The 14329-nt window shown below is 63.3% G+C and carries 8 protein-coding genes and 1 pseudogene; 7 read left to right on the plus strand and 2 right to left on the minus strand.

All coding sequences use genetic code 11. From position 1 onward, the window contains the following. Positions 1–19: 19 nt before the first annotated feature. The 4 genes from LRK53_RS10335 (at position 20) to LRK53_RS10350 (ending at position 6742) form a co-directional block, all read left to right on the plus strand. The gene (locus tag LRK53_RS10335) at positions 20–520 is read left to right on the plus strand and encodes a hypothetical protein (RefSeq protein WP_027492004.1); all 501 of its coding nucleotides are present in this window, start codon (positions 20–22) and stop codon (positions 518–520) included. 50 nt (positions 521–570) lie between these two features. Beyond that, a complete protein-coding gene (locus tag LRK53_RS10340) occupies positions 571–1143 on the plus strand; it encodes a hypothetical protein (protein WP_027492005.1) in 573 nt (190 codons plus the stop codon). A gap of 160 nt (positions 1144–1303) precedes the next feature. Then, positions 1304–3664 carry a P-loop NTPase family protein gene (locus LRK53_RS10345; protein WP_235642048.1) on the plus strand — a complete coding sequence of 787 codons (2361 nt, stop codon included), beginning with the start codon at positions 1304–1306 and terminating at the stop codon, positions 3662–3664. 144 nt (positions 3665–3808) lie between these two features. Beyond that, positions 3809–6742 (plus strand): Tn3 family transposase, encoded by a 2934-nt coding sequence (locus LRK53_RS10350; RefSeq protein ID WP_027492011.1) that lies wholly within the window; start codon positions 3809–3811, stop codon positions 6740–6742. 302 nt (positions 6743–7044) lie between these two features. On the opposite strand, the gene LRK53_RS10355 is transcribed toward LRK53_RS10350, so the two are convergent. Next, on the minus strand, positions 7045–10152 hold the full coding sequence (locus LRK53_RS10355) for an efflux RND transporter permease subunit (RefSeq protein WP_235642049.1): 3108 nt from the start codon (positions 10150–10152) through the stop codon (positions 7045–7047). Between the two features lie 208 nt (positions 10153–10360). Between LRK53_RS10355 and LRK53_RS10360 the strand changes: the two genes are divergently transcribed. Then, positions 10361–11260: a LysR substrate-binding domain-containing protein gene (locus LRK53_RS10360; protein ID WP_235642050.1), complete on the plus strand. Its 900-nt coding sequence runs from the start codon at positions 10361–10363 to the stop codon at positions 11258–11260. A 165-nt stretch (positions 11261–11425) separates the two neighbouring features. Here the strand turns inward: LRK53_RS10360 and LRK53_RS10365 are convergent, their stop codons facing one another. Further along, on the minus strand, positions 11426–12559 hold the full coding sequence (locus LRK53_RS10365) for a site-specific integrase (protein WP_027492012.1): 1134 nt from the start codon (positions 12557–12559) through the stop codon (positions 11426–11428). Between the two features lie 108 nt (positions 12560–12667). Here LRK53_RS10365 and LRK53_RS10370 point away from each other — a divergent pair, with 108 nt between their 5' ends. Continuing rightward, positions 12668–13606 (plus strand): DNA-binding protein, encoded by a 939-nt coding sequence (locus tag LRK53_RS10370; RefSeq protein WP_235642051.1) that lies wholly within the window; start codon positions 12668–12670, stop codon positions 13604–13606. Between the two features lie 238 nt (positions 13607–13844). Beyond that, positions 13845–14264 (plus strand): annotated as a pseudogene (locus LRK53_RS10375) (Tn3 family transposase); the annotation flags it as partial. Positions 14265–14329: the final 65 nt, after the last annotated feature.

Genomic DNA, 14329 nt, shown 5'->3' on the forward strand with positions numbered 1-14329 from the left:
TCTCACAAGGATGCGTCCATTGAACACCGCCAACATTCGCCGTAAAACGACTCGCTCCACGAATGAAGAAGCGTTCTGGCACCTGATCGAGTTGGCGGTGCACCTGTTGAACGAGCGGCCACCGAACAGCGCCACAACCTATGCAGTGCGCGAACTGGTACGGAAAGCCACGGAGAAGGCAGCCAAGTTGCCGCTGACCTCTGGCCCATACACACGCTATATCTCTGACGCGGGTGCTCAGACCGTGAAGACGGGGGCCGTGCCGGTCAAGGATCACATCGTACCCATTGCCTATGTGATCGACCTCTGCACTCGCTATCTGCCACCGAGCGTTGAGGAATTAGCCGAGCGCGTGAAGTTTTGCCGGGCGACTGCGGTGATCTCGACCGAAGAAGACCAAGCGCTCCGAAAAGCGGGCCTGGTGAAGTGCATGCCTGATGATTGGGACGGCGTGAACCCGTTGGCCCGATACGAAAAAGTAGGCATTATCGTGAGGCCCATACGGGAGTCTGAGTCCTGACTCGATTTGCATTCGGTTAGCGGAAATACTGAGCAGAGGAATGGGAGACCATGGAATATCGCGATTTCAAGTTTGCTGACGAAACCACTGCAACCAACCTACGCTTCCTTGCACACTGTTCGGGGCAGGAGCCCTATGGCGACCATCGCGCGCTGGATTCATTCTTGGTCGGCGTTATTCAGACGCATGAAATGCTGCCAGAAACCCTGAAGCGTCTGATTCCGATTTCATGGTGCTACACGAACGGCACGCACTGGAACATGTCCCCTGAGCGCCAACAGGAGCTGTGGCACCGCATCACGGCCGATCTACGCACTGGCATCGAGCGCGTCGAAGCCGAAGGCCCGAGTATTGATAGTTCGGCGTTGGCTGATCGCAAGGAGACCAAGGGTGAGCGGATTCTTGCCTTGGTGAAAGAGTTGAAGGAGAAAGGCGAAGACGAGCATCTCGTTAAGCGGCTGGCTTTCGAGGGAGCCGGCAGTGAGGTCGCATTGGATGCTAAGGCATTGCAAAAGCTGTTCGCCAAGAAACGTGTTCCCGACATGGCTCAATACAATGCCGAGATCGCTCGCTTGGTCGATCACATAGAGAGGATTGCGAAGCGCTTGCATGGGCTCGGCTAGGCCATGATCTGGTTTTTGCCAGCGACGCCCACCGGCACTTCATGCACTTGTACCAAGTGGTGAAATTCCATCGGCCCGAAGCGCTCATTTTCGTTGGCGATCTGGAATGAGCTGAGATTGTATCGATACGACCACTTTGACTACGGGAATCAAACCTATCATGAGTGATGACGATGGTGACGCGGCAACCATAGAAATCGACAAAGTCCGAGCGTCAAAGGCGGGTCATGCCTTCCATGAAGCGTGGGCCGCGCGCACCGCACTTGAACTCCTGCCGCCGTCGACCGACCTTACCGCTATCACGCTCGAGGGTTTCGATAAACGAGACGAGCAGAGCTTGGGAACCGGCGCGGTTGAGATTGCCGATCTTGTCAGGTACCACGGTGCCATCGATGTTGCACGGGCGCAACGAGTCACGGTCGTTCAGTTCAAATACTCGATCGCAAGCGCCGAAACGGCCGTTCGAGCTGCAGACTTGGCGTCGACCCTTGCCAAGTTTGCTGCGACCGATGCCGAGCTTCGAGCAACGCATGGCGAAGCCCATGTTATCGCCGTGGTCCGATATGAATTTGCCACGAACAGGCCCATCCACGAGAACTTAGGAAAGGCAATCTTGGCCGTTGTCGCGGGCACCCAAGAAGCCGGCGATATAGCCCGCCAAGCAGGCCGGATCGCGCAAGCTCTGAAAGACTACCCTCATCCCGTTGCTGACCTGCTGCGGCGATTGGAGTTGGTCGGCAGCAAGGGAAGCTTGACCGAGGCGGAGCGTGCGATCTCCACAACGCTCGCCGCATGGAGCGAACCAGGGGATCCGGATGCGGAAAAGCGCCTGCTCAAGCTGCGGAATCTCATCAGGATCAAGGCCGGCCCCGGTAGCGAGACGGACAAGCGAGTTGATCGGGTAGCGGTTCTGGCTGAGTTGGAAGTGGAGCACGAGGATCGGCTATATCCCACGCCTGACGCGTTTCCCGAGGTAGAGGTCGTCATTCAGCGCGACGTCCTTGGCGACATTGCAACCCTCGCACGTGAAACCGGACTGCCTCTCGTTGTTCATGCGGCGGGCGGTATGGGTAAGACGGTCTTGATGCAAGGCCTCGCCGATCGATTGCGAGCGGATGGCCCCGTGGTGCTCTTCGATGGCTTCGGTGCCGGTCGCTGGCGGGATCCTGCCGACGGCCGGCACCTACCAGAAAGGACGCTTGTCCACCTTGCCAATCTCATGGCTGGGCAGGGCCTGTGCGACATTCTGTTGCCCGTGTCGGACGTAACGGGTTTGCTGAGAGCGTTCCGCCGACGGCTTGCGCAGTCGGTGGAAACAGCTCGGCGAACTCGCAGCGATGCATGTGTTTCACTGGTGCTTGACGCGATCGACCACGCCGGGCTGGCCGCGCGGGATACCGCGACATCATCGTTCGCACACCTTCTCATGCGCAGCATCAGCGTCGATCCGATCGACGGTGTTCGCCTCGTCGCATCGTGCCGGCCTGAACGGCTCGCGCTGGCAACTGGGGATGCCTCGCACCGTTCTTTCGCAGTTCCACTGTTCACTGACGCGGAAGTGCGTTCCCTCGTAGGGCGGCGCGTACCGGACGCGTCGGACGACGAGATCGCCGCTTTGCTGACACGGTCCGGTCGCAATCCACGCTGTCTCGACCACTTGATTGCGACCGGACGACCGTTTGATCCCGTGTCTTTCCCTGACGCCCCGGGAGAGTCGCAAGATCTGCTCGACGTGCTGCTTCGCAAGCGTCTCACCGAAGCGCGCGAAGCTGCACGTGCTCGCGGTGCAAGCGATGCGGACATTGATCTGCTGCTTACTGGTGTCGCTTTGCTCGCGCCCCCGGTTCCCATTGGAGAGCTTGCTGCGGCACACGGCTTGATCGCGGAGCAGGTTGAAAGCTTCGCGGCCGATCTTGCCCCCTTGCTTGAGCGAACGCCACACGGCCTGATGTTCCGCGATGAACCGACCGAGACCCTGATCCGATCGAGCTACGGTGCGAGCCAAGCCGGTCGAGACCGCGTTATTGCTGCTCTCCAAGAACGCCAGCTCACTTCAAACTATGCAGCCCGGGCATTGCCCACGTTGCTCACCTCGTTACGCGATGCCGATCAGCTCATCCGGCTGGCCTACGACCTGCGTGTTCGCCTAGGCGCTTCACAGGTAAGCGTACGCGACATCCGTCTGTCGCGGATCACTGCCGCGATTGCATTGGCGGGACAGTTGAATCGGCGCGACGATCTTCTTCGCCTGCTGCTGGAAGCGTCGCTTGTTGCCGCGGGCCATGAGCGATCCGATCGCTTCCTCTACGAGCATCCTGATCTTGCCGCAGTCGTAGGCGACCCCGAAGCTTTGCGACGGCTTTCCGCGACCCATGTTGGCTGGCCTGGCGGGAAACACGCCGCGCTTGCACTTGCGAACGTCTTCGCTGGTGACCGAGACGAGGCCCGTCGCCACGCTCGGCGATCAATCGATTGGCACAATTGGGCCGCGCATACCAAACGCAGCACGGTGTCACCTTGATTGTGGTGCAAATAGTGACGCTTCTCCGGCGCGTGTATCGCATTGATCTTGAAGGGAATATTACCTTGCTCGGAAACATAAGTTGCGTAAAATCAAGGGGTTGCTGTTAGTCTCTGATCTCCCCCGGCAAAGTTGGAGGCAGGCATGCGGTACTGGCAGACGCCCTACCTTGGGCTGCGATCCATCCCCAAGGAGCTGAACCAGTTCGAGCTCAACGCCTTCTTCAGCTATTCGCCCAAGGAACGGAGCACCATCTTTGCCAAACGCGATGGCTTGCATCGGCTTGCCTTGGCGCTGCAGATCGGTTTCATCCGGATGACGGGCAGCTTGCTCACGGCCGTCAAAGTGGTTCCGGCCGAGTTATGGGCGCATCTCGGTGAAACGCTCGGCATCGAAACGCCGAATATCGCGTCGCTGCGATCACTGTATCGTCGACACCGAACCCTGTTCACGCACCAGAATGCGGCCATGGAGGTGCTGGGTTTCGCGCGCATGTCGGAGCACCAGCGTCGCGCTCTGGTGCGCTACCTGCGCACCGAGGTGATGTCAGAGTTCGACCGCCATCGTTTGATGACGCGGGTCAACATCTGGCTTTACGAGCATGGCATCCTGATCGAGGGCGAACGTCCTTTGAAGGGCGCCATCGCTGCGGCGCTGAAGCTGGCCGAGGACGAACTTGAGGGCGTGATTCAACAGGATGTCCCGGCAACCATGCTCGCCGCGTGGGTGCAGGCTTGCCACGAGCCCGATGGCAAAGGACTCGCCATGCAGGAATGGCTCGCGCAGGCGCCGCATCGGAACTCGCTGCCGCAGATTCGGGAACAGTTCGAGCGTATCCAGCTCCTGACGCAATTGGGTGTCGCCGCTCACCCCATGCCGTCGGTGTCCGACCACATCAAACGCCACTACGCCCAAGCCATGGCTGATCGGCCGCCCTCGGTGAGTAAGCGCCTGGCCGACGCGCGCCGAACCATTGAGGTGTCGTGTTTCCTGCATACCGCGCTCTGCGTCGCGACGGATCGTCTTCTCGCCATGACCCGCCAGCACATCGCCGACCTGTGGCGGAAAGGCATGGACGCCGTCACCCAATCCGCCGAATCACGCGCGCGCACCCTGACCGCTTTTGCAAAAGAAATCCGCGAGCTCGCGCTGGACAGCTCTCTCAGCGAAGGCGACCTGCGCAAGGCCATGCTGAGTGCCGTGGAGAAAGTTGGCGGCACCAAGCGAATCACCCGTGCCCGCCTGACGCGTGAACAACTGCTGATCCAGAACAGCCGCAACTCACGATCCTTGCTGAAGATGCTGTGCGCGCTGCCGTTCGAGAGCGCCTCACCTCATCCGGTGATCCAGGCCATGGATGCGCTCCGCGCCATCTATCAGGATCGCAAGCCGTCGCTGCCCGAGGAGATACCGGTCGCCTTGGGCAAGGTGTGGGACGACATGTTGGTGGACATCGATCGGCAACGTGCGCTCCAGGCGTTCGAAGTGGCGACCTTGTTGGCGATGCGGCGCGCTCTGAAGAGCGGAAGCCTGTACATTGGACACAGCTTCAGTTTCCGCAGTCGCGAAAGCATGCTAATCCCCGCGGATGAGTGGGCCAAGAGCAAGCCGCAGCATTACGCACGGTTGAAGCTGCCGCGCGACCCGAAGGAATTCACCGAGCCGCTGATCAAAGAAGTATCGCGGCAGCTACAAGCCTTGGACAAGGCGGTGAAGGCCGGTGACGTCCTCGTGGACACGCACGGGATACATATCCCCAAAGCCGCCGCCGAGGACGTGCCTGAAGGCGTGTCCGTCCTGCGGGATGCCCTCGTGGAACGCATCGGCGCGGAAGAGTTGCCGGGCGTCATGATGGAAGTGGACAGCCATACCCGTTTCAGCTGGATGCTCCTGGGACGCGAACCCCGCTCGGTCGATGAACTGCGACTGGTGTACGCCGGCCTCCTCGCGCATGGCACCGCCTTGTCGGCGGCCGATACGGCGCGGATGATGCCGGGGCTCTCCGCCCAGGCGGTGAACCAGAGCATGCGATGGATGGCACAGGAAAAACGCCTGCGCGAAGCCAACGCCGCCGTCTTCGAATTCATGCACAGCCATCCGATCGCCGAAAGCTGGGGGCGCGCGGATCTAGCGTCAGCGGACATGATGAGCCGGGAAACGGTCAAGAGCAGCTATTTGGCACGGCGCGACCCCCGCACGAAGAAGAAATCCATCGGCATCTACACGCACATTCATGACCGCTGGGGCATCTTTTACGATCAGCCCATCGTGCTTGGCGAGCGGCAGGCCGGCGTGGCGCTGGAGGGCGTGCTCCGCCAGGATACGGTTGCGATCAAGCAGTTGGCCGTGGATACGCACGGGCAGACCGAATTCAGCATGTTCCTGGGCAAGACCGTCCAGAAGGACATCTGCCCACGATTGCGGGATGCCAGTGCGCACAAGTTGTACGTGACCCCGGAGATGGAGGTGCCCGAGGGGCTCAGCGCAGTGATCGCCAAGAACCTCGCTCACCCCGAGAGGTTAGAGGCCGTGTGGGATGAGTGCGTGCGCATGGCGGCTTCCACCCTGATGGGCAAAGCCAGCGCCGTCGATATCCTTTCCCGGTTCGGTTCGGCCGCCAAGGGCGATGCGTTGTACGACGCCGGCGTCCAGATCGGACGGTTGCTGCTCACGCTCTTCCTGTGCCGTTGGTTCACGCTGCCGGAGTTTCGGCGCGAAATACTGCGTACGCTCAATCACGGGGAGCGGGTTCATGTGCTGGAGCACGCCTTGGAAACCGGCAAGGTGCCGCGGCATCAGTTGAATGCCGCCATCCGCCTTCGTGGCGTCTCGTCGTCGATCACGCTGTTGAGCAACATCGTGATGGCGTGGACCACAACGCGCATGCAGCAGTCGCTGGCAGGCCTGCCGAAAGACATTGGCGCGCATGCCGTTCCGGAGAACCTGCGCCATATCGCTCCCATCCAGGAGGGGCTTATTAATTTCCGGGGGCTGTTCGTATTCCCCATCGAGCGATATATGGCGCGACTGCTCCCTGGCCTGCAGCCCGTCAGATCTGTGCTTCGAGGCATTCGATAAAGCAGCGTGGTGACGACAACTGCGGCTAAGTAGCACACGGACGACGAAGTTGTGGTGATGCTTACTTGGCATGGCGACTTGCAAGCTTCGGCCCTACTCTCTATCTGTCAACACCGCGATGTCGCGTACTCTAGCGAGAGCAATCACGATGCCCAGTAAGCGTTGACCACGGTGGCGCTTGCAATCACAGACCACCATGTCGGTGTTAATCAACCTGTGCGGCTGGACAACGGGTCGAAATCGGCCGTGAGTTTCCGATCATCTGGGTAGATACATACATCGGACGGTATCGCCGGAGCTACTCATGCAGCATTCTCGGAGCTGGCCACTCGCCGCCCATGTAGCCACGCACGGAGGCGATCCAAGTACAGATACACCACCGGCGTTGAATACAGCGTCAGCAACTGGCTGAAAACGAGTCCGCCAACGATGGCCACGCCCAGCGGTCGCCGCAGTTCCGCACCGGTGCCGCCGCCGACCGCCAGCGCGACGCCCGCCAGCAAGGCCGCCATCGTGGTCATCAGGATCGGGCGGAAACGCAGCAGGCAGGCTTCGCGGATCGCCTCACGCGGCGCCAATCCGCGCTCGCGTTCCGCGGCAATCGCGAAGTCCACCAGCATGATGCCGTTCTTCTTGACGATGCCGGTCACCAGCACCACGCCGATCATACCGATCACGCTGAGATCCATGTGCGCGAGGTCGAGCGCCACCAGTGCGCCGAGGCCGGCCGACGGCAGGGTCGAGAGGATCGTCAGCGGGTGGATGTAGTCCTCGTACAGGATGCCCAGCACCACGTACACCGCCACCACGGTCAGCAGGAACATCCACGCGAGACTCGCCAGCGACTGCTCGAACGCGCCCGCGTTGCCGGTGAACTTGCGCGCAACGCCGGCGGGCATGCCGATGGCCTGCGCCGCCTGCCGGATCGCCGCTACCGCCTGTCCCAGCGAGACACCGGGCCGCAGGTTGAAGGACAGGTTCACCGCGGGGAACTGCCCCTGGTGGACGATGGAAAGCGGCCCGGTGGCCTCGGTGTCGACGCGCACCACGGCGGACAGCGGCACCGTGCTGTTGGTGGTGGACTTGACGTAGAGATCGTCGAGCGAGCCCAGCCGGTGCAGTTGCTGCGGCGTCGCTTCGAGGATCAGCGGATAAGTGCCGACCTGGGTGAAATACTGGCTGATCTGGCGCTGGCCGTAGGCGTCGTCCAGGGTGTCGTCGATGGACTGGATGGAAACGCCCAGCTTCGCCGCCGTGGCGCGGTCGATGGCAATGCCCAGTTGCGGCGCGGCATCCTGCAGATCGCTGGCCACGCCTTCGATCTCAGGCAGCCGATGCATGGCCGCCAGCATCTTCGCCGACCAGTGGCGCAGCTCGTCGAGGTTCGCGTCCTGCAAGGTGAACTGGTAGTTGCCGCGCGAGCTGCGGCCGCCCACGGTGATGTCCTGCACCGCGTGCAGGTGCAGCGCGGCGTCGCCAATGTCGCGCAAGGCGTGATTGAGGCGTTCGATCACGCGCGGCGCCGCCAGCTTCCGTTCCGAATGCGGTTTCAGCACGATGAAATAGCGCGCGGTGTTCTGCGTCTGCGCGAAGCCGTTGCCGCCGGTGCTGCCCGTCCACGAGGCCACGCCCGCCACCGCCGGATCAGTAGCGACGACCGCGTCGATGCGGCGTTCCAGTTGCTGCATGCGTGCCGGCGACACGCTTTGCGCCGCGTCCGCCAGCGCGCCGATCAGGCCGGTATCCTGGGTTGGGAAGAAACCCTTGGGAATGGCCCAGGCCAGCGCCACGGCTAGCACCATCGTGGCGAGGAAGCCCGCGAGCATCCACGGCGCATGCGCCAGCACCCTATCCAGCGAGCGGCGATAGCCCGCCGTCAACCGCTCGAAACCCTGCTCGATACGCCGCGACCAGAGGCCCGGCGCGCGTTGCGCCGGATGGATCCAACGCGCGCACAACATCGGCGCCAGCGTCAGCGCAACCAGTGCCGACACCACCACCGCGGCGATCACCGTGAACGCGAACTCGCGGAACATGCGCCCGATCACCCCGCTCATGAAGGCCGTCGGCAACAACACGAACACCAGCGACAGGCTCATCGACAGCACGGTGAAGCCAATCTCGCGCGTGCCGTGCAACGCCGCCGCCGACGCGGGCTCGCCGGCCTCGACATGGCGGTAGATGTTCTCGATCACCACGATCACGTCGTCCACCACGAAACCCACCGCGATGGTCAGCGCCATCAGCGAGAGGTTGTCCAGGCTGAAGCCGAACCAGCCCATCGCCGCGAACGTGCCGAGCAGCACCACGATCAAGGTGATGCCCGGGATCACGGTGGCCAGCAGGTTGCGCAGGAACAGCGCCACCACCAGCACCACCAGCGCGACGGTGAGCACGAGGGTGAACTCTACGTCGCGCACCGAGGCGCGGATGGTGGTGGTGCGATCCAGCACCGTATGCACCTCCACGCCCGCCGGCAGGTTGGCGGTGAGCTCGGGCAGGCGCGCCTTGATACGGTTTACCGTGTCGATGACGTTGGCGCCGGGCTGCCGGTAGATCGTCAGCAGGATCGCGGGCTGGTTGTCGTAATACGCCGCCGCGGTGCGGTCGGCGGCAGCGCGCACGGCGCGGCCCACGTCCGCCACCTGCACCGGCGCGCCATTGCGGTAGGCGAGCACGACGTGCTCGAACTTCTTCGCCTCGGTGAGCTGGTCGTTGGCGGCGATGGTGTAGCCGGTGGTGGGTGTGTCCAGCGCGCCCTTGGCGGCATCGGTGCTGGCGGCGACCAGCGCGGCGCGCGCCTGTTCCAGGGTCAGCCCCATCGCGGCCAGCTTCGCCGGATCGAGCTGCACCCGGATTGCCGGCTGCTGCTCGCCGCCCAGCGCCACCTCGGCCACGCCGGACACCTGCGAGATCGAGCGTGCCAGCAAGTTGTCGACCTCGTCGTCGACCGTGGTCAGCGGCAGCGATGAGGACGTGGCCGCGAGTATCAGGATCGGTGCATCGGCGGGGTCGAGCTTCTTCCATGTCGGCGGCGTGGTCATCGTGGTCGGCAGCGACTTGCTGGCCGCGGTGAGCGCGGCCTGCACGTCCTGCGCCGCGGCGTCGATGTTGCGGTTGAGCGCGAACTGGACCGTGATCGAAGTGGCGCCCTGCGCGCTGAACGAGGTCATCTCGCTGACGCCGGCGATCTGGCCGAGCTGGCGCTCCAGCGGCGTGGCCACCGAGGCGGCCATGGTCGCCGGACTCGCGCCGGGCAGCGTCGCCGTCACCTGGATGGTGGGGAAGTCGATGGCTGGCAGCGGCGCCACCGGCAGGCGCGGAAACACGATCAGGCCCAGCACGGCGATGGCCGCCATCAGCAGCGTGGTGGCTACCGGACGCGCGATGAACGGGGCGGACAGATTCACTGGCGACGACTCCGGGTCGGTGGACAGGCAGGCCGCACTTGTCAGAAAGAAACAGCGGTGCTATCGGTAGCGTCCGGCTGGAATTGCACCGTCATGACGCGACAAGCCAGCAATGTATGCGCTTGTGTCCGTCGCGGCGAACGATTTCAGGCACGGCTAAGCATCACAAAACCTATCGGTAGACGTCGTGACGGCCGCATTGCCTTCGTTGAACCAACTCCGCGCCTTCGAGGCCGCCGCCAGGCTCGGCAGCTTTGCCGCGGCGGCGGTCGAGTTGCACGTGACGCCGGCCGCAGTCAGCCAGAAGGTGCGGCTGCTCGAAGGCCGGCTCGGCTTTCCCCTGTTCAAGCGCCTGCCGAACGGGCTGGATCTGACCGACCAGGGCCGCGCCTACCAGCCCGGCCTGCAGAACGCCTTCGAGGCCATCGCGCGGCTGACCGACGAAGTGCGCGCGATGCGCGCCGGCCCGGTGCTGACCGTGGGCGTGGCGCCGGCGCTGGCGATGCACTGGCTGATCCCGCGCCTGCCCACCTTCAACCGCGACCACCCGGACATCGAGGTGCGTATCGCCACCGGCGGCCTGATGAACCCACTGCGCGACGACTGGACCTGCACCGTGCGTCGCGGCAACGGCGACTGGCCGGGCTACACCGCCGAGGAACTGTTCGCCAGCACGCTGGTGGCCGTATGCACGCCCGCACTGGCCCCATCGCTGCGCAAGCCGGCGGATCTGCGCAAGCGACCCGCCATCGTCGTGTCTCATCTGCGCGAGCAATGGGCTTGGTGGTTCAAGGTCGTGGGGGGCAAGCCCGCCGGCATCCTGCGGGAAGTCTCCTTCGGCAGCTCCGCGATGGCGGTGCAGGCGGCGCTGGACGGTGTGGGCGTGCTGGTGGCGCAACTGCCCTACGTCAGTGACGCGCTGGCTTCCGGCCGACTGGTCGCCCCGTTCGGGATACCGACGCAACGCTACGAAAGCTGGTACCTCGCGTTCCGCGCGGTGCGCGCCGAGAATGGCGCGTTGCGTGTCTTCCGCACGTGGCTGCACGAAGAGGCAGCGCATCAGCGGGACAAGTACCCGATCACGGCATCTCACGCGATCACAAACTGACACATACGGAATCACTACGAGATCTTTTCGGTTCCGTGCGCGTGATGCGTCGATGATGGCGTCACGTGGCAAAGACGATCTGGCGAAACCCGAGGATGAAGCGTCCGCATCGTCTCACTGATGATAATCACGGTGGCGGAAAGGGGCGGACGATATATTCACCACTTACGCGCCGGTGGCGTTTCTGCAGCTTCCAGATTGTGGAACTGAAGACGGCAGAATCGCGTCGTCCAATAAGCGAGCGGCAGGATTGTCGGTCACGCCGCCAGCTTGGAAATACCCGATCACGCTGCCCACCGCGCGGTGCTCGGTCATGGCCATTAGCGCCGGCAACGCGACACCTTGGCGACCGCCTTCGGTGACGAAGCCCGAGCGTAGGCTGTGCCCACCAAAGTCACCTTCCAATCCGGCCAAGCGAGCGCGGCGTTGCACGATGGCGGCGACCGACGCCGGCGACAAGCCTTCGCCGACCCGGTGTCGCCACAGCCGCCGGAAGATCGCGCCTTCGCTAAGCTGGGCCGCGGCGAGCCAGGCGCCGAGCGCATCGGCTGCGGGCCCTAGGATGGGTTTGTCCGGCGTGGACGTGGCGCTTGGCCCGGCCTGCTGCGTCTTGCTGTGCTCGAGGTGATACACGAAAGCGCGCTCACCGACCCGGTGCAAGTCGCTCAGGTCGGCCGCCGCGACCTCGCTGCGGCGGCGCCCGCCGCTGGCGAACGCGAACAGTAGCAGTGCCCGATCGCGCAGGCCCATCAAGGAGTCGTCGCAGGTGGCCAGCAGGGCCGCCAACTCGGCCTGCGTGATCGCGGTCTTCTTGGCGGGGCGCTCGCCGCGCTTGACGGCGGCGCGCCGGGCACGCGCCAGCAGGTGCCGGACCGCAGGCTGCTCGCACGGGTTCGCCACGCGCCGCCATTGATGCGCCTTGGACAGCACGGCGAGGCGATGGCTGACCGTGCTCAGTTTCAAGGGGCCGGGACGCTGCTTGAGCCCAGCTTCGACCAAGGCGGCATCCAAGGCCGCCGGTAGCTCCCACGCCAGCGCGGCCTCGCTGCGTCGGGCCAAGTGGTCGACGAGGAACTGGATCACCACGGTCTCCGGCAGCGGCAGGGCGAAGGGCTGGCCGTAGCGCCCCTGATACCAAGCTACCCAATACCGCAGCGCGCTGGCATAGCTCCGCGCCGTGTTCGCCGAGGCCGCTTCGGCGAGGATCTCGCGCACTGCGGCGGCGGCTTCCGCGGCCAACTGCTCCGGCGAACATCGAGGTGGCCGAGTGGGAAGGAGCAAATTTGCATTCTTTTTCATATGTAGTATGTACTATATATAACGATTTAAAATGCCTACTCGCGATAAGCATCCATTATCGCTTGTATAGCATCAAACCCGACCACCTCGCACATGGGAAAGCCTGTCATGGCCAAGGGCATCACCGAAATGCAGGTCCACACGGCCGCCGACGCCCTGGTGGCTGCCGGCGAACGCCCCACCGTGGAGCGGATCCGTGCCCACCTGGGCACCGGATCCCCGAACACCGTCACCCGACTGCTGGATTCGTGGTGGCAGGCGCTGGGAGCGCGCTTGACCGCCCAGCACGCCGTAGCCTCGATCCCCGATGCACCTTCGGAGATCGCCGCCTTGGCGGGACAATGGTGGGCGCGGGCCTGCCAGCAGGCCCGCGAGGTAGTAGAGGCTGATGTCACTGGCGTGCGTATGCAGTTGGCCAATGATCGCGTGGATCTTGATCGCGATCGGGAGCTGTTTCAGCAGACGCAAACGGGTCTCGAACACGCCCTTACGCAGGCTCAGCAGGCTGAAACGGCCATGGCGGCACGACTGGCCGACGTCCAGCGGTTGGTCGAGCAGCAAGCCAACCAACTGGCGGATCTGACGCAGCAGCGGGATGCGCTGCAAACGCGGAATGAGCGAGGGGAAGCCGAATGCCGCAGCGTCATGGAGCGCCTGCAGGCGCAGGAAACGGCGGCGACGGCCGAACGTGAGCTGCTGGCCCAGCAGTTACGTGCCGCCGAAGATCACAGCCATGCCGAAGTGGATCGCGCCCGGCAGGAGAGCAAGGGACTGCGCACCCGGCTGAGCGCCGCGGAGAAGGAGCGCACCGTGGAACGTGAGCGGCATCGGCACGAACTCGATGACCTCCGGGTCAGCTTGGCCACTGCACAGCAAGACGTGGCGGCGTACCGGGCCCGGGTCGAGACACTGGAGCGCCAGTGGGCCGCGTTGGAGGAATTGCCGGCCATCCTTCGAGCCCAAGGACATGCGGCAAAGGGCAAGCGTACGGGGGCGGCGAAGAAGACCACGAAATCGGCGCGGCAGCGCGCGCGTTCCTCGCGTTGACTATGAGCGTCCGGCCAGACGGCTCGACCGAGCACCCGGGTCGGGGTGTCACTATCTGCAGCAAAATCACGACGGACGGTCGTTAGCCGGGTCGAATTAGGGCTTCAAAATAGGCCAACAGCAACTATTTGATAATAAAAGATTTTATCAAAGCGCCCAGCGAATTTTTACCGCAAAATCAGAGAGATACGGAAGCCATGGAAGTGTCACTATTTGCACCAGAATTAAGGTGACACCTTACCACGCATTTCGTGCCTTGGGTTCGGCCGTGCGCACGCTCTTCCTGCTTCAGTACATTTCCGACCAAGACCTGCGCGAACAAATCACCGCCTCCACCAACAAGGTCGAGGCCTATAACGGATTCTCGAAATACTTCTTCTTTGGTGGGGAGGGCATCATCGCCGACAACGATCCGGTGGAACAGGAGAAGGCCGTCAAGTACAACGACCTGGTGGCCAACGCCGTGATCTTCCATAACGTCGTGGAGCAAACCCGTATCATCCGTTCCCTCATGCGGGAGGGCTGGAAGATCACCGCAGAAGACGTCGCGGCACTCAGCCCCTACATGACCAGCCATATCAAACGCTTTGGGGACTACCTGATCGATGCCGAGGCCGTCCCTGAGCCCTACGAAGCCGAACTGGCCCTGGCCGCTTGAGCGTCCATGGCGAGGGGCGCGGGGTGGTGATTCTGCGCAAGCCCATCTTGGCCGGTGGCCGTTCA

The sequence above is a fragment of the Rhodanobacter thiooxydans genome (assembly GCF_021545845.1).
Lineage (GTDB): Bacteria > Pseudomonadota > Gammaproteobacteria > Xanthomonadales > Rhodanobacteraceae > Rhodanobacter.